The 20,266-nt window shown below is 69.5% G+C and carries 20 protein-coding genes and 1 pseudogene; 7 read left to right on the top strand and 14 right to left on the bottom strand.

Features of this window, described 5'->3' with window-relative positions:
• Window positions 1-59: 59 nt before the first annotated feature.
• The 3 genes and pseudogenes from rsgA to AB0J97_RS15205 form a co-directional block, all read left to right on the top strand.
• Window positions 60-677 (top strand): annotated as a pseudogene (gene rsgA / locus AB0J97_RS15215) (GTPase RsgA); the annotation flags it as partial.
• A gap of 294 nt (window positions 678-971) precedes the next feature.
• Window positions 972-1,235, top strand: coding sequence for a hypothetical protein (locus AB0J97_RS15210; protein WP_364088547.1), 264 nt, complete (start codon window positions 972-974; stop codon window positions 1,233-1,235).
• An 8-nt stretch (window positions 1,236-1,243) separates the two neighbouring features.
• The gene (locus tag AB0J97_RS15205; RefSeq protein ID WP_364088545.1) at window positions 1,244-2,479 is read left to right on the top strand and encodes a M28 family peptidase; all 1,236 of its coding nucleotides are present in this window, start codon (window positions 1,244-1,246) and stop codon (window positions 2,477-2,479) included.
• Window positions 2,480-2,889: 410 nt separating this feature from the next.
• Here AB0J97_RS15205 and AB0J97_RS15200 read toward each other — a convergent pair whose 3' ends face one another.
• From AB0J97_RS15200 to AB0J97_RS15175, 6 genes are all read right to left on the bottom strand, one after another.
• Window positions 2,890-3,294, bottom strand: coding sequence for an arsenate reductase ArsC (locus tag AB0J97_RS15200; RefSeq protein ID WP_364088811.1), 405 nt, complete (start codon window positions 3,292-3,294; stop codon window positions 2,890-2,892).
• A 16-nt stretch (window positions 3,295-3,310) separates the two neighbouring features.
• Entirely contained in the window at window positions 3,311-4,426 is a 1,116-nt protein-coding gene (gene arsB, locus AB0J97_RS15195; protein WP_364088543.1) for an ACR3 family arsenite efflux transporter, read from the bottom strand.
• A gap of 12 nt (window positions 4,427-4,438) precedes the next feature.
• On the bottom strand, window positions 4,439-4,780 hold the full coding sequence (locus AB0J97_RS15190) for a metalloregulator ArsR/SmtB family transcription factor (protein ID WP_357997322.1): 342 nt from the start codon (window positions 4,778-4,780) through the stop codon (window positions 4,439-4,441).
• A gap of 92 nt (window positions 4,781-4,872) precedes the next feature.
• Window positions 4,873-5,526: an arsenate reductase ArsC gene (locus AB0J97_RS15185; protein ID WP_364088540.1), complete on the bottom strand. Its 654-nt coding sequence runs from the start codon at window positions 5,524-5,526 to the stop codon at window positions 4,873-4,875.
• Between the two features lie 128 nt (window positions 5,527-5,654).
• A complete protein-coding gene (locus AB0J97_RS15180; protein ID WP_364088538.1) occupies window positions 5,655-6,884 on the bottom strand; it encodes a GNAT family N-acetyltransferase in 1,230 nt (409 codons plus the stop codon).
• A gap of 12 nt (window positions 6,885-6,896) precedes the next feature.
• A complete protein-coding gene (locus AB0J97_RS15175) occupies window positions 6,897-7,376 on the bottom strand; it encodes a metalloregulator ArsR/SmtB family transcription factor (protein ID WP_364088536.1) in 480 nt (159 codons plus the stop codon).
• Between AB0J97_RS15175 and AB0J97_RS15170 the strand changes: the two genes are divergently transcribed.
• Window positions 7,337-8,065, top strand: coding sequence for a CAP domain-containing protein (locus AB0J97_RS15170; RefSeq protein WP_364088533.1), 729 nt, complete (start codon window positions 7,337-7,339; stop codon window positions 8,063-8,065). The genes AB0J97_RS15175 and AB0J97_RS15170 overlap by 40 nt on opposite strands.
• 197 nt (window positions 8,066-8,262) lie before the next feature.
• On the opposite strand, the gene AB0J97_RS15165 is transcribed toward AB0J97_RS15170, so the two are convergent.
• Window positions 8,263-9,132 carry a hypothetical protein gene (locus AB0J97_RS15165; protein ID WP_364088531.1) on the bottom strand — a complete coding sequence of 290 codons (870 nt, stop codon included), beginning with the start codon at window positions 9,130-9,132 and terminating at the stop codon, window positions 8,263-8,265.
• A 182-nt stretch (window positions 9,133-9,314) separates the two neighbouring features.
• Here AB0J97_RS15165 and AB0J97_RS15160 point away from each other — a divergent pair, with 182 nt between their 5' ends.
• Window positions 9,315-10,025, top strand: a complete 711-nt coding sequence (locus AB0J97_RS15160; protein ID WP_364088529.1) for a DUF6082 family protein — start codon at window positions 9,315-9,317, stop codon at window positions 10,023-10,025.
• 118 nt (window positions 10,026-10,143) lie between these two features.
• Here AB0J97_RS15160 and AB0J97_RS15155 read toward each other — a convergent pair whose 3' ends face one another.
• The 4 genes from AB0J97_RS15155 to AB0J97_RS15140 form a co-directional block, all read right to left on the bottom strand.
• Entirely contained in the window at window positions 10,144-11,109 is a 966-nt protein-coding gene (locus AB0J97_RS15155) for a tyrosine-type recombinase/integrase (RefSeq protein WP_364088527.1), read from the bottom strand.
• A complete protein-coding gene (locus tag AB0J97_RS15150; protein ID WP_364088525.1) occupies window positions 11,106-11,399 on the bottom strand; it encodes a hypothetical protein in 294 nt (97 codons plus the stop codon). The genes AB0J97_RS15155 and AB0J97_RS15150 overlap by 4 nt, the downstream gene beginning before the upstream one ends.
• Before the next feature lie 367 nt (window positions 11,400-11,766).
• On the bottom strand, window positions 11,767-12,021 hold the full coding sequence (locus AB0J97_RS15145; RefSeq protein WP_364088523.1) for a hypothetical protein: 255 nt from the start codon (window positions 12,019-12,021) through the stop codon (window positions 11,767-11,769).
• Between the two features lie 72 nt (window positions 12,022-12,093).
• On the bottom strand, window positions 12,094-12,405 hold the full coding sequence (locus AB0J97_RS15140; RefSeq protein ID WP_364088521.1) for a helix-turn-helix domain-containing protein: 312 nt from the start codon (window positions 12,403-12,405) through the stop codon (window positions 12,094-12,096).
• Between the two features lie 149 nt (window positions 12,406-12,554).
• Here AB0J97_RS15140 and AB0J97_RS15135 point away from each other — a divergent pair, with 149 nt between their 5' ends.
• Window positions 12,555-12,917, top strand: a complete 363-nt coding sequence (locus AB0J97_RS15135; RefSeq protein WP_364088518.1) for a hypothetical protein — start codon at window positions 12,555-12,557, stop codon at window positions 12,915-12,917.
• Between the two features lie 32 nt (window positions 12,918-12,949).
• Here AB0J97_RS15135 and AB0J97_RS15130 read toward each other — a convergent pair whose 3' ends face one another.
• Both AB0J97_RS15130 and AB0J97_RS15125 read right to left on the bottom strand, forming a co-directional pair.
• On the bottom strand, window positions 12,950-14,047 hold the full coding sequence (locus AB0J97_RS15130) for a recombinase family protein (RefSeq protein WP_364088808.1): 1,098 nt from the start codon (window positions 14,045-14,047) through the stop codon (window positions 12,950-12,952).
• Window positions 14,007-17,261, bottom strand: a complete 3,255-nt coding sequence (locus AB0J97_RS15125; RefSeq protein ID WP_364088516.1) for an efflux RND transporter permease subunit — start codon at window positions 17,259-17,261, stop codon at window positions 14,007-14,009. The genes AB0J97_RS15130 and AB0J97_RS15125 overlap by 41 nt, the downstream gene beginning before the upstream one ends.
• 98 nt (window positions 17,262-17,359) lie before the next feature.
• On the opposite strand from AB0J97_RS15125, the gene AB0J97_RS15120 reads away from it, so the two are divergent.
• Window positions 17,360-17,812, top strand: a complete 453-nt coding sequence (locus AB0J97_RS15120; protein WP_357709741.1) for a MarR family transcriptional regulator — start codon at window positions 17,360-17,362, stop codon at window positions 17,810-17,812.
• Window positions 17,813-17,901: 89 nt separating this feature from the next.
• Here AB0J97_RS15120 and AB0J97_RS15115 read toward each other — a convergent pair whose 3' ends face one another.
• A complete protein-coding gene (locus AB0J97_RS15115; RefSeq protein WP_364088514.1) occupies window positions 17,902-20,190 on the bottom strand; it encodes an ATP-binding domain-containing protein in 2,289 nt (762 codons plus the stop codon).
• Window positions 20,191-20,266 lie beyond the last annotated feature (76 nt).

Raw genomic sequence — 20,266 nt, 5'->3', positions numbered from 1 at the left:
CGTTTACCTCTGTGGTGGCGGGCGTGCACGGCGTGCCGGGCCGCCTGGGCCTGTAGACGATGCGGCGGGCGGCCTGCTCGATCTTCTCAGGCGCCCTGTTGACAGAGCGGTTTGCACGGCCCCGAGGGACACGGAACGCGCCCCGGGCCGGAACGCCTTCCGCCGCCGGCGGGCCGCTCTGCGACATCTGCACTCGGGATCCTGGACGCGGAGCAGACCCGCGGCGAACCCCTGATCCACGACCTGACGAAGGATCACCCCGGCGCCGCATGAGGTCGGCGCCGGGGCGATCCTGTCAGGAGGTGGGGGTGAGGACCCTGGCTCGTGCTTGGGCGGCGACGGCCTGCGCCGCATCCGGCGTCGACACGGTCGTCATCGCCCTGTCCCTGGCCACGCCCCTGGACGCGGCCAAACTAGAACGGCTGCTCGCCCTGGCCTGGGAGAGCGGAGCACAGCCGTTGATCGTCTTGACCAAGGCGGACCTGGCCGCCGATCCCGAGGGTGTCCAAGCCGAGGCCGGCGCGCTGGCACCCGGTGTGGACATCCTGGTCACCAGCGTCGCCACTGGTCACAACATCGACGTACTGGCCGCGATGATGCACGGCACCACCGTGCTGCTCGGCCCCTCGGGCGCGGGCAAGTCCACCCTCGGCAACACGCTGCTCGGCGAGGAACTGCTGGCCACCGGAACGGTACGAGAGCAGGACGGCAAGGGCCGCTGCACCTGCTCGGCTACGGCGACTGGACCGGCCCCGCCTCGGCCACCCTCATCGGCGCCGGCCGCACCGCCCGGCAACTGGCCGCAGAGGTCATCGCCCAGCTTAGGCGCACGCACTTCGGTGTCATTCACCGTTGATTCGACCTTCGTCTATCTTGACGTACATCTAAGCAGCGTGAGATCGTGGCTCCTGATTCGACATACATCTAAGTGTTGATGGTCTCGACCTCACACAGGCAGAAGGGCAACCCCCATGACGACGAACCAGACCAGCGGCGGCTTCATCGGCGACCTGGCAGAGGCCTTCGTCCCGCCCGCCGCCGGCGGCTGCTGCGGAGCTCCTGCCTCCCCCTCCGTGGCCAGTGACACGGCCCAGCAGGCAGATGCAGCCGCCACCGCCTGCTGCGGCAGCACGTCCGCCGCGCAGCAGGCCGCCCAGGCGGGCTGCTGCGGTCAGGCGCCGGCGTCGGCCGCCATCCCGGCCGTAGAGGCAGCCTCCACCGGCTGCTGCGGATGACCTCCACCATGCCGGACCTCCCTCAGGCGCCCGGCCTGGCCGCCGTCGTGGAGCGGGTGTCGGCGGCGCGGATGCAGGCCACGGTGCACGAGCTGGCCCGCGATCACTACGCCGGGCGGCGCGTGGGCACACCCGGGGGCCACGCCGCCGCCGACTGGCTCGCCGAGCGGCTGCGCGAGCTGGGCGCCGAGGTCGAACTCGACTCCTTCCCCGTCGCCGACGTGCGGGAGCTGTATGCCCCCCCGGTGCTCGAATGGAGCGCAGGCGGCCAGGCGCTGCGCCTGGAGCATCGCCGGGACTTCGTCGAGCACCTCGCCTCGGCTGAGTTGCCGGACCCGCACACCGCGCCGCTGGCCGCCGCCTCCGAGGCCGACCTGCGCGGCCGATGGGTGCTGGCCGAGGCCGGAGACTGGGCGCGGGCGTGCGAACGAGCCGAGGCCCACGGCGCGGCCGGAGTGCTGACCGCGCGCGGCACCGACGCCGAGGGGTGGATGCCCAAGATGATCGCCGGACCGGCTCCCCGCGCCGTCCCGATCATCGCCCTGCGCATCGACCTGCACGCCCGTCTGGCCGACGCCCTGGCCGTCGGCCCGGTGCAGGTGACCGGGTCGATGCCGCTCCGGCAGATCTCCACGGACGGCCACAACGTCCACGCCCGCTTCCCTGCCTTCTCCCACGCCAGGGGCGCGGGGACCGGGCCGCGGGTACTGCTGACCGCGCACTACGACGGCGTCGGCGATGACCCCGACCAGCGCATGCCCGCAGCCGCCGACAACGCCTCCGGCGTGGCCGCCGTCCTGGAGGCCGCCCGCGTCCTGACAGCAGACCCGGCCATCCAGGCCGAGCTGTCGGTGGCCTTCCTGGACGCCGAGGAGAGCGGGGCATGGGGATCGGCCCACCACGCGCCCGCCCTGCCGCCCGACACGCTGGTGATCAACCTCGACGGCGCCGCACACCTGCATCAGGCCGCCTCCGTCGAGGCCGGCGGTCCCGCCCACGCCCTGCTGGCCGCTCTCGATCAGGCAGCCCGCCTGGCCGGCGTGCCGCTGCGAGCGGGCGCGATGGCGTCTGACAATCGCCGCTACGCCGCCGCCGGGCTGGCCGCGATCGGCATCGGCATGGGCATGCCTGGCTACCAGACCCCCGCCGAAACCCCCGACCGCGTCGAGGCAGACACCCTCGTGGCGGCCGCGCGACTGCTGGTCGCCTCGGTCGGACTGCTGGCCGTCCAGGCCTCGGTCTGATCAGCTCCCGATGGCCTACCCAGGCGGAGGTTGTGGTGCTCAGGTGCCGCCGGCCGATGATCGGGCGGCGGCTTGCTGGGTGAAGTGCTCAGCCAGGGCGGTCATCTTGCCCAGATAGCGGGCGGCCAGTTGCAGGTGGGTGTAGGCCGTGTCCTCATCGACGGCTTGCCCGCGCGGGTGGCCGGCCTCGTTGCGGTGGCTGGCAGCCGGTGGCTGCCCGGATGGCCTGGGGCAGGTAGGCGTCGTGGAAGCGGGTGTCAGCGCGCGGGGTGGCCATCAGTCTGAGGACCTGGCTACGGATCTGCATCCCGACACAGTAGCCAGCCGATTGCCGTCCGTACCGGCCTGAAGCGGGCAGTGGCCACCCTCTCTCGGCGAGAGCGGCCACCACCGTCGTTCATCTCGGCTGCTCAGCTTGGCAGCAACTCGCTGAGCAGCTTCTCCACTCGTAGGCGGATGTCGTCCCGGATGGCTCGGACGGCGTCGATGCCCTGCCCAGCCGGGTCGTCGAGCTGCCAGTCCTCATACCGCTTGCCGGGGAAGATCGGGCAGGCGTCCCCGCAGCCCATCGTGATGACCACGTCGGAGGCTTGGACTGCGTCGACGGACAGGACCTTGGGACGGGCGGTGGTGATGTCGATGCCGACCTCGGCCATGGCCTCCGCAGCGACCGGGGCGACCTGGTCGGCGGGCGCGGAGCCGGCCGAGCGGACCTCGACGCGGTCGCCTGCGAGGTGGGTGAGCCATCCTGCGGCCATCTGGGAGCGTCCGGCGTTGTGCACGCAGACGAACAGGACTGACGGCTTACCGGTGATGCTCTCGGGGGCGTGCTCAGGCACGGGCGGGCTCCTCGGCGGTGGGGCGGAACAGGCGGCGGCCGGCCAGGCTGACGTAGACCAGGGCGACCAGGACGGGCACCTCGATGAGCGGGCCGACCACGCCGGCCAGGGCCTGGCCGGAGGTGACGCCGAAGACGCCGACCGCCACGGCGATGGCCAGCTCGAAGTTGTTCCCGGCGGCGGTGAAGGCCAGCGTGGTCGAGCGCTCGTAGCCCAGGCCGATCAGCTTGCCGGCCAGGAACGACCCGCCCCACATGAGGGCGAAGTAGGCCAGCAGCGGCAGCGCGATCCGGGCGACGTCGCCGGGCCGGGAGGTGATCGTGTCGCCTTGCAGGGCGAACAGGATGACGATGGTGAACAGCAGCCCGTACAGGGCCAGCGGGCCGACGCGTGGCAGGAAGCGGCTTTCGTACCAGTCCCGGCCGCGGGCGCGTTCGCCGAGCTTGCGGGAGGCGTAGCCGGCGACCAGTGGGATGCCGAGGAAGATGAGCACGTACTGGGCGATGTCGAAGGCCGAGACCTCCAGCGCGGACTGAGCGAGGCCGAGCCAGCTGGGCAGCACCTGCAGGTAGAACCAGCCCAGTGCGCCGAAGGCGACCACCTGGAAGACCGAGTTGAGTGCCACCAGGACGGCGGCGGCCTCGCGGTCGCCGCAGGCCAGGTCGTTCCAGATGAGGACCATGGCGATGCACCGGGCGAGCCCGACGATGATCAGGCCGGTGCGGTACTCGGGCAGGTCGGGCAGGAAGGTCCAGGCCAGCGCGAACATGACGGCCGGGCCGAGCAGCCAGTTCAGGACCAGGGAGGTCAGCAGCAGGCGGCGGTCGCCGGTGACGGTGCCCAGGCGGTCGTAGCGGACCTTGGCCAGCACCGGGTACATCATCAGCAGCAGCCCGAGGGCGATCGGCAGCGAGATCTCGCCGACCTTCACCGCTTCCAGCGCGGTGTTCAGCCCCGGCACGAGCCGTCCGAGCAGCAGCCCGGCGGCCATGGCCGCGATGATCCACACAGGCAGGAACCGGTCGAGCGTGGACAGGCCGGCGATGACACCCTGCGCGGGCGCGGCGGCCGCTGGCGCCGATGACGCCGGAGTGGGGGAAGAGGACATCAGGCTTGCTCCTCAGACGGTGGCGGGCACGTCGAGCAGGGCCGACAGCTCACCCAGCGTCTCGGGCACCAGCCGGTAGTACACCCAGGAGGCACGCCGCTCCGAGGTCAGCAGCCCGACCTCCTTGAGCACCTTCAGGTGGTGGCTGATGGTCGGCTGGGACAGCTCGAACGCGCCGGTGATGTCGCACACGCACACCTCACCGCCGGCGCGGCTGGCCACGATCGACAGGATGCGCAGACGCACCGGATCGCCCAGCGCCTTGAACACCCGCGCCACCCCGGCCGCCTGCTCGGCGTCCAGCGGCTCGCGGGCCAGCGGCGGGCTGCACTCCAGGATCTCCAGCAGTTCCATCCACTACCCTTCCGTATAGACATTCATCGAAATAGGTACCTGTCTATATTGACATCTGCCGATGTGTGCTCCGCACGCGAGGGCGGCAGGCATCAGAGGGCGGGGATCTCCAGGTCGGCCAGCAGGGTGCGGACCCGGCGCTCGATGTCGTCGCGGATGGGGCGGATCTGCTCGACCGCCTTGCCGTCGGGGTCGTCCAGGTCCCAGTTCAGGTAGCGCTTGCTCGGGTAGACCGGGCAGGCGTCGCCGCAGCCCATGGTGACCACCACGTCGGCGGCCTGGACGATCTCGCTCGTCCACGGCTTGGGGAACTCGCCGGTGATGTCGATGCCGCGCTCGTGCATCACCTCCACGACGGCCGCATTGATCAGCTCGCCGGGCTCGGTGCCGCCGGACCAGCCGAGCGCGCGCTGCCCGGCCAGGTGGGTGAAGAAGCCGAGCGCCATCTGCGAGCGGCCGGCGTTGTGCACGCACAGGAACAGCACGATCGGCACGCCGGCGTCGTCCTTGCCCTCGACGCGGGCCAGCGCGCGCAGCTGCTGGCGGGCGAACCGCTCGGCCAGCAGTGGCAGGTAGTTGGCGATGACGGCGCGGCCGGCGAACTGGTCGTAGCTGGTGTGCAGGAACCGCTCGATGGTCTCGGTGCCGAAGGTGCCGGTGAACTCCTCGGCGAGGGTGCGGGCTGCGGTGAGCAGGGCGTGCTGCTGATCGATGGTCAGACCGGCGTGACGGTAGGTGCTGTCCATGAAGGGCTCCGGCGGCGTCGCTCATATCGACGGCTGTCGATTTCGATGTACGTCGATATTGGCAGCCGTCGATGTCGTGAGGGTGAACGCCGGGCCAACAGCGAGTCCTTGCGAGCCCTTGCGGGCTCTCAGGCGCCGACCAGAGTGCTGCGGCGTTCGATCATCAGCACGTCACGCCACACTCCGTGGTGGCGGCCGACGCGCTCGCGGGTGCCCACGACGCGGAAGCCGAGCGCCTGGTGCAGGCTCAGGCTGGCGGCGTTCTCGGCGAAGACGCCGGACTGGATCGTCCAGACGCCGACGTCCTCGGCGGCGGCGATGAACGCCGCCAGCAGCGCCCGGCCGATGCCGTGGGCCTGGCATCCGGGGTGGACGTAGATGCTGTGCTCGACCACACCCGCATACACCGGACGGGACGAGACCGCCGAGGCGGCCACCCAGCCGAGCACCTCGCCAGAGTCGGTATCCACCGCCACGTACCGCAGGTGCGACAGCCGGCTCGCGGTGAACCCCTCCCAGCTGGGCGCGGTGGTCTCGAAGCTGGCCTGGCCGGTGTCCAGCCCGGCCTGATAGATGGCCAGCACCTGTTCGGCGTCGCTGTCGCGCATCGGCCGGATCTCCAGGCCAGGCCCGATGGCAGGCTTGACGGCCCGGACGATGGCCGAGTGCACCCCGTCGCCGTGATCGGCGGTCAGCGTGATGGCGATCTGGACGAAGCCGGCCTCGATCAGCAGGTCCCGGTACTCATGCACGGTGAGCGACCCGGCCGCGCAGCCGATGCGCTGCTCGGCCCGCTGACGCGCCTGCTCGTCCAGCACCCGTGCGGTGACGACGTCACTGACGCCGAACCGGCCACCCGGTCGCAGCACCCGGAACGCCTCGGCCAGCACCGCCGCCTTGTCATCGGACAGGTTGATCACACAGTTGGAGATGACCACGTCGACCGTGTGGCCGGGCAGCGGGATCGCTTCGATCGTGCCGTGCAGGAAGCGCACGTTGGACGCGCCCGCCTGTCCGGCGTTGCGCTGGGCCAGGTCCACCATGGCAGAGCTGGCGTCCAGACCGAAGACGGTGCCGTGCGGGCCGACCCGGCGGGCCGACAGCAGCACGTCGATGCCGCCACCGGACCCGAGATCGAGCACCGTCTCACCGGCACGCAGCTCGGCGACGGCGACCGGGTTGCCACATCCCAGGCTGGCCCGCACCGCCCCCTCGGGCAGCACGGTCAGGTCGCCGTAGCCCGCCGGACCGAAGCCGCCCTGCTCGAACGCCTCCTGCCGGCAGTCGGCGACCGTCCGCCCGGCGTCCGCGGCACAGGCCAGGGCCGAGTAGCGGTCGATGATCTCGTCGTGCGCCATGGCGAAGCTCCTTCACTCGCAGGTGGGCGCGGCCGGCACGGGCTTGCCCATGACCACGTCCGCGGCGGTCGGGAAACAGCTCACGCAGTTCTCGTTGATCCGGTACAGGCTGGAGGTGCCCTGCCGCTCCACCAGCACGAACCGCACCTCGGCCAGGATCTTCAGGTGGTGCGACACCGTGGACTGCCCCACCCCGGACGCGGCCACGATCTCGCCCACGCTCATCGGCGCGCGCCGCCGGGCCAGCAGCGACACGATCTGGATGCGAGTGGCGTCGGCCAGGGCCTTGAACCAGGTGTCAGGCGCAGGGCAGCCAGTGCCAGGTGCCGGGCTGGTCGCCCTTGACGCGAAGGTTCGCGAACAGCCTTTACCCGTCTTGCCCGAAATGCCCCGTTTTGTGTGCTCCCGCTGAGGCAATAGCAGCTGCAGGAACCAACGAGAGGGGAGCGCACATGCGTCACACGATGCACGTGTCACCCGTCTTTGCCGCATCAGGCGCGCTGCTTTTGGCCCTGGCCGCGGCTACTCCACCACAGGTCACAGCCGAAACCGCGGCAACTAAGTTCGGCAGGGCCTGCGACAATGCCTACCTCGTCTTCAAGCCGAGGTCGGCGTATCCCGACACGAACGCAGGCAACGTTTGGTACCGCAGGCAGTTCACAGACATCGAACTGTCGCTGTTCTGCCTGGTGAACGAACTCCGGGCGCAGTACCAAAGGCCGCCGGTGAACCGTGTGCTTCTCCTGTCCGCGAAAGTCAGGGGAATTAACGGGGCTGCGGCCGACCATGCCAGAGCTGCGGCACAACAGCGGTGGTGGGGAACGGTGGAACAGGTTCCCGGCTGCAAGCCCTATCCGCTGGACCCCAGCCGCTGCGACTCCCACTACGACCCTGTGTCGCAAACCGACCCCGTACAGCGGGCAAAGAACAACAAATACGGGAGCTCCTGTCCGACATGGTCGGTCGGTGAGAACACCTATACGGGGTGGGGAGCCGAAAAAGTAACACCTAGGGCGGCCTTCGAAGCCTGGAAGCACAGTCCGCCCCACCTGGAGAACATGCTACGCCCGGAGTTCAAGCAGATGGCCATCGGCACGGCGGCCGGAAGCGCGGACCCGAGTGCCCCCGCCGACTTCTACCCCGCCATCACCTATGTGCAGGATTTCGGGACCTGCGGCTAGCACAGCAGATGGACCAGTACGAGGTCACGCCATGATGGAATGACCAGATCAGGTGTCGCTCAACAGCCGGGACCGCATCACGGTGTGGCAGTATGCCGCACCCGGGTCATCCGGGTCCTGCCGCACCCCGTTCTCGTGATTCGATCGAGGCGGCCCCGCATCTCAGGGTGCGGGGCCACTCGCATGCGGGCGTCGCCTCACGCCGTGGCGGCGCGATGTACCCGGTCCTCCCGGTCGTCGGCGAGCAGGTCGTACACCGTCACCGGCAGACTGAACGTCACCTCGGCCAGGGTGTCCGGCGCGAGCCGCGCCCACCACCGGCGTTCCCGCAGGCCCGCCATCGCGCGCGTCCACTTCTCTGCCGCCGGCAGTTCGTACCAGCCGTCCCACACCGGCTCGTCGTCCTCGTCGAGCGGAGGTTCCCAGCCCGCGATCGTCGCGTTCGGGAACGACTCGCCCGCCGAGTACGACAACACCACCGGCTCGTCATCGCGCTCCCGCAGCAGGGCCAGCACGTCCCCCCAGCCCAGCTCGACCGTCCGCTTCGGCCCGTGCGGCACGGCCTGGGAGGTGAGCTGCTTCCGGAACGGCCCGGCCGCCAAGCCCTGGTCGACGATGTCGGCCGCCCATGCCCGGTCCGGACCCTCGATGAAGGCGTGCTGCGAACCCCACGCGGCGATCTTCGCCGCGAGCCGCATCGGGTCACTGCCGACGGCCAGCGCCGTGTTCAGGTCCACGTTGCCGGTGTTCAACCGGACCCCGGCCACATCCAGGTCCAGCCCGGACAGGCGCATCCGGACCTGTAGCGTCTGCACCAGGCGGTGCCGCAGGGCGGCGTCGTGCGGGTGAGTCTTCGCCTCGGTCAGCAGCTTGCGCAGGTCGGTCGTGCCGTCACCGTCGGCCGCTCTCGCCCAGCCGAGGATCAGCTGTACCCGGTCCAGCGAGCCGGCCCGGTCCAATGCCCACGCCGCTTCGGCAGGCTGTCCGGCCAGGTTGTGCAGCCACGCGTACTCCGCCCCCAGCAGTTCGGCGGTCCGGGTCGGGGTGTGCCAGTACAGACGGCTCACTGGCGCCTCCATGCACGCGCGGGCAGGGCTTGTCCCGGCCACTGACGTCCGGGACAAGTTACGCCAATCCGGGCCCGTCGTGCCGCCCGTCCTCCTCTGACGCCCGCTCCGCGGAGGTCGCAACAGGCACACCACCCGAGAGAGAACATCAGGAGACTAGGTTCAGCGAAGGGGACACAGCCATGACCCGTAAGACTCGGCGAACGACGCTCACTCTTTCTGTCCTGGCAGGGGCACTCCTCGGAGGAACACTGCTGCTTCTGTCACCTCTGGCCGCACAGCTCCTTGCAGAATCCATCCCGGGACTAGACTGGGCGCTTCTCAGCAACATCGGGCAGGCGTACGGGGCCGTCGCTGCGCTACTCACTGCATTGTCGCTGGTAGGCGTCATGATCTCGACGCTCGTCCAAGCCCGAAGCGTCCGCATCGCCAGCGAGCAGACCTGGCGTCTCACGCAACTGGAACTTGCGAAGCTTGTCATCGATGACCCGAAGCTCGTGCAGTTTGAGGGAGTCCCGTGGCACGGCCCAGAAGACGACCTCCCCCTTCGGCTTCGCATCCTCGTCAACCTCTGGCTTGAGCAGTGGCGCTCGATGCACAACTTCGGGCTGATGGATGACTCGGAAATCCATCGGCTTGCTTCAGGTCTCTTCGCAGGTGAGGCAGGTCGGAGACACTGGGTGGAGAACAGCGACGGGTACAGAGCCGACCGGCGAAACGTCCGCACCCGCGCTTTCTCCCGGATACTGGACGAAGAGCTGGCGAACGCTACTCGGGTACCAGCAGTACCCATAACCCTTCCACAAGCCGCACCGGGCAAGAGGCACTGGCGTGCCGCTGCGGTAGCAGGAGCTGCCCTCATCGTCGGCGTTGCGATAGGACGGCTCCGATAGCCCGTTAGGCCCGCCTGGGCACACGGCTACGCCGTGTAGCAGACCACCTGCTGGAACAACGCTGGATCAGCATGTCGGAAGGACGACTACTGATCACAGTCGTGGGCGACCTCGTGGCCTATTCGATCGATGCAGCGACGAGGTCGGATGGATCGTCCTCCAGCCGCCGAGCGGACGTCAGGTAGATGTCCGTGGTCGAGGACTGAGCGTGATCCAGCGCCTCCTGGATCTTCTTCACGCTGACGCCCGCCTCCTCGGCGAGCGTCGCGAACGTGTGCCGCAGCTTGTGCGGGTGCAGCCCCTCGATCCCGGCCTGACGACCGACGCGCCGGACCAGCTCGTACACGTCCTTGCGGTCGAGCCGCCGCCCCGTGGCGGACGCGAACAGCGGGCCGGTCAGCTCCGCCACCGCCACCCCGGCCCGCCCCGCGCGGTCAGCCAGGTACACGTCGATCGCGTGCGCCGCCGCCGGCGGGACCTTGCGCGTCTTCGGCTTGTCGCCCTTGCCGACGATGCGCAAAGTGCGGTGACCGCGCTCGTACCCGAGGTCGTCGATCTGGGCGGCCAGGGCCTCGGTCTCCCGGATGCCGGTCTGCAGGAGCAGCCGGATCAGCGCCGCGGTGCGCAGGCGTTCCCGGCCGTGGTCGTGGTCGGCCGCATGGAGCACGTCGCGGGCTTCGGCGCGGGTGAGACCGACCGTCTCGGAGTGCTGCCGGTTGACCTTCGGGCGCTTCACCCTGTCGAACGGGTTGAAGTCGGCCGCCTCCTCCTCGACCAGGTAGCGGTACCAGGACGACACGGTGGCGAGCCGCCGCGCGAGCGTCTTCGCTGGCAGGGGCTTGTGGGCTTGCAGGTCGAGCCACCGCTTGTAGACGTCGCCGTGCGGGCGTCGCACCTCGGCGATGTCGAGGTCGTGTTCGGTGAGGAAGTCGAACCACATCTCGATGTCGCGCCTGTAGGCGGCGCGGGTGTTCGCGGAGTTGTAGCTGAGGAGCCACGCCTTCGACAGGTCCTGGACGTACCCGAGCAGCTTGGGCGGGAACGCCACCTCGCCGCTGTGCCGCGGGGCCAGCTCGGCCGTCACGGCGCGTCTCCGAAGAAGTCTTCGGGGCGGTAATCGGCAACGATCACTCCCCTGTGCCGGATCTGCACAGCCTCGACCTGAACGTCGACGCGCATGAGATGTGACTTGGCCAAGAGTTCGGCAGGCTGGCGCATGGGCAAGGCGCAGACGATGGTCCATTCCCGCGTGCCGTCCTGGTGTTTTACCAGGACGGCAACCTCATGGAGGTCGTCGCGAGATGCAGGTGTTTCAAGAGTGGGAGGCCGAAGAAACGCATCTGCCTGTGGGGGTAGACCGTGAGGGTCGCTCATGATCAGTTGCTCTCTCGCGGGTATGCAACAGCGATCATGCTATACCCCCATAACGTGGATTATGAGGGGTCGAGAGGAATCATGAAGACACACCCCGACCACACAGCACCATCCGCAAGATCCCGGCTTCGATACGTGCGCAGGCCGGACGGTGTTTGATCACAGCAAGCCCCGCTCCTTAGCAAGCAGGGCCGTCTGAAACCGAGTCCTAGCACCGAGCCGCTGCATTACATTCGCCACGGCGCCTCGATAGGTCCTCGAACTGACACCCAGCGCCTCACCCGACCTGACAGAGAATCGCAGGTCAGCGACAGATCGTTACCGGTCAAAGCTCCGACCGGTAACCTGCTGAGCTGCTGCAGAGCGGTCAGTCGCCGCCGTCGCCCCCATCGCCACCGAAGCCTTCGCCGCCCCGGCCCCCGCTGTATCCGGCGCCCCCCTCGGCCTGGCGGGACTTCCTCACAAGGTTGTCGATCTCCCGCGCGCGCTTCCGTTGGACCCGCCTCGCGTACCTGTTGGCGCTGCGGGTGCTGCCGACCGAGCTACCGCCGGAGCCACTGCCTGAGCCGTCCATCGCCCAGATGACCAGACCGATCAACAGCAGTACCGCCAGAACTTCCACGGTCCACCTCCTCCAGCCACCAAGTCGGCGGCCTTGCACTGAGCTGGTATCCGCATCATCACACAGGCGTGCCTAGTACAGGGTTAGATCGCTCTCCACGGGGCGAACCCGCCGTAGGTTCGTTGCGGGGCGCGCAAGCCTCGCTGCTGCTGGTGAAGACCCCAACTCCTGGCCCAGCCGCCCCAGCTCGTCTGCAGCAGCACGCCGCTCCACATCATCCCGGCGCCGGAACTCCTCGACATCCGCCCGCGCCACCCGCCATTCACCGTCATCCACCCGCGCAGGGATCACGCCCTCCTCCAACAGCGTCACCACGAACGCCGGCGACACGTTCAACATGTCCGCCGCCTGCTGCACCGACAGCTCTCCACGCACATCCGCCACCACAACACCCCCTCGCCTGCAGCGTCTTCCAAGACACGAGACAAACGCAACCACCCCCACCTGCCCCCCCGAAACGTGGCAGACTGGACGGCGCAGCACCAAATACCAAGGGCCAACGCCGTCCCTTCCAGAACCTGGAAGGGACCAGCATGCCCTCCGCTGTTCAGGCCACCCGCGAAGCCATCGACCAGCTCATGCTGCTCATCATCGCCATCGGCGGCCTCATCGCACTCACCCTCGTCATCACCCACCTGACGATCGGCACCTACCGCGCCCTCTTCCCCACCGGCCGCGCACCCCGATTGCAGCGCCGCGCCCGCACCGCACGCTCCACCTGCAACAACCGATCAACACGCACCACCCGCCGGCCCGACGTATCCAACCGCGTCGTCACCCGCCCAGCCGCGTCCGGCCCAAACCACCCCTCCCCCACCCACCGCCGAACCGATCCCACCGACACCCCACACCGCGCAGCCGCACCCACAAGATCCACCCACACACCACCAGCATGAACCAAAAACCCGACACCAACTCCAGGCGCCCGTCAGGCGGGCTGGCGGGGGGTGGGGGCTCGCCGACACGCGGAAGCCGCGCGGCCAAGGACCGCGCGGCTTCCGGTTGGCACAGCTAGTCGGCGTAGCGCTTCACGCGTTGGATGGCGCGCTGCTGCGCGATCCCCTCGCGGCGGACAGCGAAGCGAGACAGCGTGCCGACAACTCCCGCCATCTCCGATGGCGGCGTCTCGTGGTTCTCGCACATGCGGATGAAGCCGGTGAACTCGCGCACCGAGCGCGAGGGGCGCGTGACTTTCGCGTCTCAACTTGACGTACCGATCCCACAGCTCAGCCTCGATGAGCGGTTGGTGCGCCCCGGGCCGGAACACCTTCTGCTGGCAGCGGGCCGCTCTGCGACATCTGCACTCGGGATCATGGATGCGGAGCAGACCGGCAGCGAACCCCTGATCCATGACCTGGCGAAGAGTCTCGGCGCTCCACGGCAGACCACCCTCGGTGGTGTACCCATCCCGGTTGAGCCTGCGGGCCAGGTAGGCGAAATTCTGCTCCGCCATATATGTCTCGTAGCAGCCAGCTAATGCCTCTGCCGCTCCGGAGCCGATGTCGGGTACGTAGCGTTCTTCGCCATCGGCGGGGTTTCGCAGCGTGCGCTTCGGATCCAGCGGATGAGGCTGCCGGCCTCGGCGCACGTACCCGAAGTACTGAGCGCCGAACGGCGGCAGGCCGCGGGCGAGGCGGTTGTGGTACGCCTCAGCCCACTGCTCACCAGATCGGTCGTCTCGAACGCGGGTCAGTTTCCCAACCGCAGTGCTGGCGTCCACCTCTTCGGTCGCCGACACCAGCTCGCCACCGGCGGTTTCCACCCTGGCGAGGTTGAGCTGATTGCCGGTCCGATTCCGGCCGAAACGCGAGTACTTCCAGACGAGGATCGCCTTGGCCAACCCCGACTCGACGTGGGAGACGGCCTCCATGATTGTCCGTTGGAAGCTCCTGCCGGACACGTCCAGGTCTTCGATCCAGCCGCCGTCCGGCCATGCGCCCGGCGGGATGTAGTAGCCCCGCCGGGCGGCTAATGCCTCAATGGCGTCACGCCGGATGGCTGGCGAGATCTTTTCCTCCAGCATCATCGACACTCTCACGTAGCCGATGGCCGGTATGAGTCGGGCGCGGTCCTCGATCGCGCTTCCGAGTTATAGCAACATAGAGGGTAGGCACCAGCACCAGCGTCAGAAGCGTCGACGACACCAGGCCGCCGATCACCACGATCGCCAGCGGCTGCGAGATGAACCCGCCCGACCCGGTCACCCCCAGCGCCATCGGCGTCAGCGCGCAGATCGTGGCCACCGCCGTCATCAGGATCGGCCGCAACCTGCGCCGGCCGCCCTCGATCACCGCCTCCACCACGCCCAGCCCCTGCTCCCGGTACTGGTTGATCAGGTCGATCAGCACGATCGCGTTCGTCACCACGATCCCGATCAGCATCAGCATGCCGATCAACGCCGGCACGCCCAACGCGGTGTCGGTCGCCACCAGCAGCCCCACCGCGCCGGTCGCCGCGAACGGCACCGACACCAGCAGGATCAGCGGCTGGACGAAGCTCCGGAACGTCGCCACCATGATCATGAACACGATCGCGATCGCCGCCAGCATCGCCATGCCCAGATCGGAGAACGCGTCCGCCTGGTCCGCCGACGCGCCGCCGATCTCGTACCGGGCGCCGGCGGCCAGCGCCACCGAGTCCAGCTTCGTCGTCAGCTCCTGCGTCACGGTGCCCAGATCGGCCGCTTCCACCTTGCCCGACACCGTCGCGGAACGCTCACCGTCGATCCTGGTCACCTGCGTCGGACCGGCCACCTGCTTCACCTCGGCCACCGACGACAACTTCACCAGACCCGCCGCCGTCGGCAGCTTCAGGCCCTCGATCGCCTTGAGGTCGTCGGGAGCGTCACCACCGCGCAGCACCAGGTCGCTGCTGCGGCCGTCCAGGGTGATCTGGCCCAGCGGCGCGCCACGGAACGCCTGCGCCACCGCCTGACCCACCTGCGCCTCCGACAGCCCCTTGGCCGCCGCCTTCTCCCGGTCGACCGCGACCTCGATGCGCGGCGCGCTGGCCTCCAGGTTCGACGACAGGTCACGCAGACCCTTCACCTGACCCATCGCGCTCTTGACCGAGTCGGTCGCCGTGCGCAGCGTCTCGGCGTCGGGCGCCTGCACGATCACGCTCACCGTGTCGGAGGAGAACCCGCCCCCACCGGCGCCGCCGACGGTGACCTCACCGACCCCGGACAGGCCCGTGATCTTCTCCCGGAGCTGCTGCTCCACGGTCGCCGGCTCGACGCCGTCCTTGACCGTCACCGAGTACGACGCCCGGTCCGCGCCGCCGCCCACGCCACCCTGCATGGCGTTGCCGCCGCCCACGTTCACCTGGTACGTCTCCACACCGGCCAACCCCGACAGCACGCCCTCCACCTTCTCGGCGGCCTTGTCCGTCGTGGCCAGATCGGTGCCGACCGGCATCTTCTGCGTCAGCGAGATCGTGTTCTGCCCGGAGGAGTCCAGGAAGTTCGTCCGCAGACCGCCCGCCAGGCCCATCGTCCCGACGAACACCGCCACCCCGATCAGCACCGTCACCAGCTTGAACCGCGTGGCGAACCGCAGCACCGGCAGGTACGCCCGCTGCAACGGGCTGCGCAGCTCCTTGGCCTCGGCCTCCTCACGCTGGGCCCGCGCCTGCTCCGGCGACAACGCCGGCGCCTTGAGGAACCAGTACGCCAGCACCGGCACCACCGTCAGCGACACCACCAGCGAGGCCAGCAACGCCACCGCCACCGTCACCGCGAACGGCCGGAACAGCTCGCCCACCATGCCGCCCACGATCGCGATGGGCGCGAACACCGCCACCGTCGTCAGCGTCGAGGCCGTCACCGCCCCCGACACCTCCCGCACCGCGGTCAGGATCGCCTGCAGCTTGGCCTCGCCGTAACCCAGATGGCGCTTGATGTTCTCCAGCACCACGATCGAGTCGTCGACCACCCGGCCCACCGCGATCGTCAGCGCGCCCAGCGTCAGCATGTTGAGCGAGTAGTCACCCGCCCACAGCGCGAGCAGCGCGATCACCACCGACAGCGGGATCGACACCGCCGTCACCAGCGTCGAACGCACCGACAGCAGGAACACCAGGATGACCAGCACCGCGAACGCCAGCCCCAGCAGGCCCTCGGTGGTGAGGTTCTCGATCGACTCCTCCACGTACGGCGCCTGGTCGAACACCACCGACACCTGCGTGTCGGAGGAGTCGCCCAGCGACCGCGTCAGCTCCGGCAGCTTCTCGCGGATCTCACGCGAGATCGTCACCGCGTTGCCGTCGGGCGTCATCGTCACCGACACGCCGAGGCTCGTCTTACCGTCGGTCCGGGTGATCGTCGAGGCGTCGGCCAGGCCACGCTTGATCTCGGCCACCTCGCCCAGCTTGACCGGCTTGAGCGGCTTGGGACGCACCGCCTGCTGCGGCACCGCCGTCCGGCCCGTCTGCGCCGGCTGCCCGGCCTGCGGGCGGCCCTGCGTCTGAGGCTGCTGAGGCTGCGAGGGCTGGGCGACCTGCGGCTGCGCGGGCGTCAGGTAGAGGTTCTTCAGCTTCTCCAGCGAGTCGACCCGCGAACCCACCTGCACGGTCAGCGACCTGCCGTCGGCGGTCAGCGACCCGGCCGGGATCGGCGTGCCGTTCGCCTTGAGCACCTCGGGGATCTGCGCCGCCGACACCCCGGCCAGCGCCATCTTCTTCATGTCCGGCTCGATCGTGACGACCTCGTCGCGGGTACCGGTGACCGCCGCCTCGCGCACCCCCTCGACACTCTGCAACTCCGGCACCATGATCCGGCGCAGCTTGTCGGCCATCGCCCGCTCGTCACCGCCGTCGCCCACCGCCAGCACCAGCACCGGGATGTCATCGGTGTTGCCCGCCACCACCTGCGGATCGACGCCCTGCGGGAGCGTGATCCTGGCGACGGCCTGCTGCATCTTGTTCAGCGACGCCTCGATGTCGGTGCCGTACTCGAAGGCCACCTGGATCTGGGCCAGGCCCTCCTTCGACGTGGAGGTCATCTGCTCCATGCCGGGAATCCCCTGGAAGGAGTCCTCGATCGGCTTCGTCACCTGATCTTCGACGATCTCCGGCGAGGCGCCGGGGAAGGGCGCGATGACGAACGCGCCCGGGAACGCCAACGACGGCAGGAGCTGCTGCTTCAACTGCGGAATCGTGAACGCGCCGAACGCGGTGATCACGACCGCCACCAAGATCACAAGACTGCGGTTGACCAGACTCAACCGGGCGAAAGCGGTCATAGGCTCCCCTCCAAGAGTTCGCCCCAGACTAACACTTTGCCTAATACGAATATTTAGCGTGACCTGACTTTCCTGATAACCTTCTCAGGAAGCGAGAGGTGAGCGTGGACGACGAACGCGAAGACCTGATCCGACGGATCACCGAGACACAGCGAGACCTGGGAAAACTGTTCACACAACAGCAGTCCCCCCTGTTCAGCTCCAATCTCACCATCCGCCAGCTCCACGTCGTCATGCAGCTGTCCACGCACGGCTCCGCCTCGGGCCAGGACCTCGCCCACACCCTCGGCGTCAGCCTGGCCACCGTCACCGGCATCGTCGACCGCCTGGTCGCCCAGGGCCTGGTCAGCAGGCATGAAGACCCCAACGACCGCCGGGTGCGCCGGGTCGAGCTCACCCCCGCCGGCGTCACCCTGATCGCCGAGATCAACGACGCCGGCCTCAGACACTACAAGCGCATCATGTCCCACCTGGACACCGAGGCCCTGCGCGCCCTCGACCACGCCACCCGCCGCATCCGCGAGGTCGCGGACAAGCTCTACAACGAATGACCCGCGCGGCGCGCTCCCGGTAGTCGCTGGTTTTTTGGGCGTGTTCGAGGTGAATTTTCACCGACCCAGCGGCTTTACATTGTAGATTTTCAGGCCAGGCGGGACAACATCGCCGGAAGGTCGCCCTCGTAGGCCACCGTCAGCCGCCGCGTCGCCCGCGTCACCGCCACGTACAGGTCGTGGCCGCCCATCGGCGACTGCGCCAGGATCCCGGCCGGGTCGACCACCACCACCCCGTCGAACTCCAGCCCCTTGGCCTGCGTCACCGTCAGCACCACCAGCGGCGCGTCCAGATCCTCCGCCCCCGGGAACAGCGCCGCCACCCGCGCGTGCAGCCCGTCGGACGTGACGATCCCCAACCGGCCGCCCTCGCCCGGCCCGGACAGCTCGGCCAGCTCCGCCGCCACCAGCGCCGGCAGCTCCGCCACCGGCACCCGCACCGCGCGCGGCTCGTCGCCCCCGTCGCGCACCGACTCCGGCGGCTCCTGCCCCGGCGCCACCGCCGCCAGCACGTCGGCCGCCACCCGCATGATCTCCAGTGGCGTCCGGTAGTTGACCAGCAGCCGCTCCTCCCGCCAGCGCCCCTCCAGATACGGGTCGAGCACCTCGGCCCACGACCGCGCCCCCGCCGCCGACCCCGTCTGGGCCAGGTCGCCCACCACGGTCAGCGACCGCGCCGGAACCCGCCGCACCACCATCCGCCAGGCCATCGGCGACAGCTCCTGCGCCTCGTCCACGATCACGTGCCCGTACGCCCACGTGCGGTCGGCCGCCGCCCGCTCGGCCGTCGTCAGCCCCGTGCCGTCGTCGGCCTGCCGCTCGGCCAGCACGTCGGCCCGGTCGAAGATGCCGCCCTCCAGCAGGCCCGTGGTCTCCAGCACCTCGCGCGCGTACAGCTCCTGCTCGGCCCACTCCTCCCCCGCCCGCCGCGCCGCCACCCGGTCGGCCGAGTCGTCGTGGCCCAGCAGCTCGGCCGCCTCGTCCAGCAGCGGCACGTCGCCGACCGTCCAGGGCGACTCGCGGGGGCGTACCAGCGGCGTCCAGTCCAGGCCGGGCGGGCACACCGACCACAACGTGTCCGGCGCCGAGAGCAGATCGGCGACCAGCTCCTGCGGCGTCAGCTCCGGCCACAGCTCCGCCACCGCCCGCCGCACCGGCTCCTCGCCCCACAGCCGTCCGGCCGCCAGCGCGATGTCCGTCTCGTCCAGGTCGCCCTCCAGGTCCAGCGGCTCGGCCAGCTCCGGGTCGTCGGCCGCCAGCTCCTCCAGGTGCAGCGACTCCTCCAGCGCCCGCGCCTCCGCCCTGGCCAGCTCCTTCAGCAGCTCGGTGACGTACAGCTTGCGCGCCATGTTGTGGGGCAGGCGCACCGCCCGCGCCCGCTCGCGCAGCCGCGCGCACACCGCGTGCGGCACACGCAGCCGCAGGCCGTCGAGCTCCACCTCCAGATCCCCCACCGGCACCCGCTGACGGTCGGCCACCGCCGCGGCCACCACCTCGGCCATCCGCAGGTCGCCCTTGACCACCGCGACCTCCGGCGGATCGGCGGCCACCGCCCGCACCCCCGGGAACAACTCGCCCACCGTGGCCATCACCACCTGCGTCTCCCCCAGCGCCGGCAGCACCTGCCCGATGTAGCGCAGGAACATCGGATTGGGCCCCACCACCAGCACCCCGCGCCGCTCCAGCGTGTCGCGGTGGGTGTAGAGCAGGTAGGCGGCCCGGTGCAGCGCCGCGACGGTCTTGCCGGTGCCCGGCCCGCCCTGCACCACCAGCGCCCCCTGCAACCCCGCCCTGATCACCCGGTCCTGCTCGATCTGGATCGTGGCCACCACGTCGCCCATCCGGCCGGTACGGCCCCGCCGCAGCGCCGCCAGCAGCGCCGCCTCGCCCACCAGCGTGCGCCGGTCGCCGTCGGACATGCCGTCCAGGTCGAACACCTCGTCGTCGATGCCGACCACCGTGCGGTCCTTCAGGTGCAGGTGCCGGCGCCGCACCAGGCCGCCCGGGTCGGTCGCGGTGGCCACGTAGAACGGGCGAGCCGCCGGGGCCCGCCAGTCGATCAGCACCGACTCGTGGTCCTCGTCCCGCAGCCCGATCCGGCCGACGTACGTGCTGAGGCCGCCGGAGTCGTCGATCCGGCCGAAGCACAGGCCGCGCTCGACCGCGTTGAGCTGGGCCAGCCTGCGCGCCTGCTCGGAGGCGGTCACCTCGCGCTCGACCCTGGCCTGCCGGCTGCCCATCGCGCCTCCCCCGGCGTACACCTGGCGCAGCGTGGCCTGCGCCCGCTCCCTGGCCGCGTCGAGCCTGGCGTACAGCCACTGGACCGTACGCTGCTCGCTGTCAAGGGCTTCCGCGAGACCATCTTGACGATTAGCCATTAGCTGCTATACTCCTTTACGGGAGCTCTGTGGAGCCGCTTGCAGAATGTGGAGCTCACGAGCTTAGCCCTCCTTC

It is taken from the genome of Nonomuraea sp. NPDC049607, assembly GCF_040675375.1.
In the GTDB taxonomy this organism is placed as follows: domain Bacteria; phylum Actinomycetota; class Actinomycetes; order Streptosporangiales; family Streptosporangiaceae; genus Nonomuraea.
The sequence above is the reverse complement of the archived record's forward strand: the minus strand, read 5'-3'. Positions and strand labels throughout refer to the sequence as shown.

Bases quoted from the DNA above. Each gene is read 5' to 3' on its own strand.
- AB0J97_RS15115 (WP_364088514.1), bottom strand. From the start codon at position 20,190: ATGGCTAATCGTCAAGATGGTCTCGCGGAAGCCCTTGACAGCGAGCAG.
- AB0J97_RS15170 (WP_364088533.1), top strand. From the start codon at position 7,337: ATGCGTCACACGATGCACGTGTCACCCGTCTTTGCCGCATCAGGCGCG.
- AB0J97_RS15175 (WP_364088536.1), bottom strand. From the start codon at position 7,376: ATGCGGCAAAGACGGGTGACACGTGCATCGTGTGACGCATGTGCGCTC.
- AB0J97_RS15130 (WP_364088808.1), bottom strand. From the start codon at position 14,047: ATGATGCTGGAGGAAAAGATCTCGCCAGCCATCCGGCGTGACGCCATT.
- AB0J97_RS15160 (WP_364088529.1), top strand. From the start codon at position 9,315: ATGACCCGTAAGACTCGGCGAACGACGCTCACTCTTTCTGTCCTGGCA.
- AB0J97_RS15205 (WP_364088545.1), top strand. From the start codon at position 1,244: ATGCCGGACCTCCCTCAGGCGCCCGGCCTGGCCGCCGTCGTGGAGCGG.
- AB0J97_RS15135 (WP_364088518.1), top strand. From the start codon at position 12,555: ATGCCCTCCGCTGTTCAGGCCACCCGCGAAGCCATCGACCAGCTCATG.
- AB0J97_RS15185 (WP_364088540.1), bottom strand. From the start codon at position 5,526: ATGGACAGCACCTACCGTCACGCCGGTCTGACCATCGATCAGCAGCAC.
- AB0J97_RS15190 (WP_357997322.1), bottom strand. From the start codon at position 4,780: ATGGAACTGCTGGAGATCCTGGAGTGCAGCCCGCCGCTGGCCCGCGAG.
- arsB (WP_364088543.1), bottom strand. From the start codon at position 4,426: ATGTCCTCTTCCCCCACTCCGGCGTCATCGGCGCCAGCGGCCGCCGCG.
- AB0J97_RS15125 (WP_364088516.1), bottom strand. From the start codon at position 17,261: ATGACCGCTTTCGCCCGGTTGAGTCTGGTCAACCGCAGTCTTGTGATC.
- AB0J97_RS15180 (WP_364088538.1), bottom strand. From the start codon at position 6,884: ATGGCGCACGACGAGATCATCGACCGCTACTCGGCCCTGGCCTGTGCC.
- AB0J97_RS15150 (WP_364088525.1), bottom strand. From the start codon at position 11,399: ATGAGCGACCCTCACGGTCTACCCCCACAGGCAGATGCGTTTCTTCGG.
- AB0J97_RS15210 (WP_364088547.1), top strand. From the start codon at position 972: ATGACGACGAACCAGACCAGCGGCGGCTTCATCGGCGACCTGGCAGAG.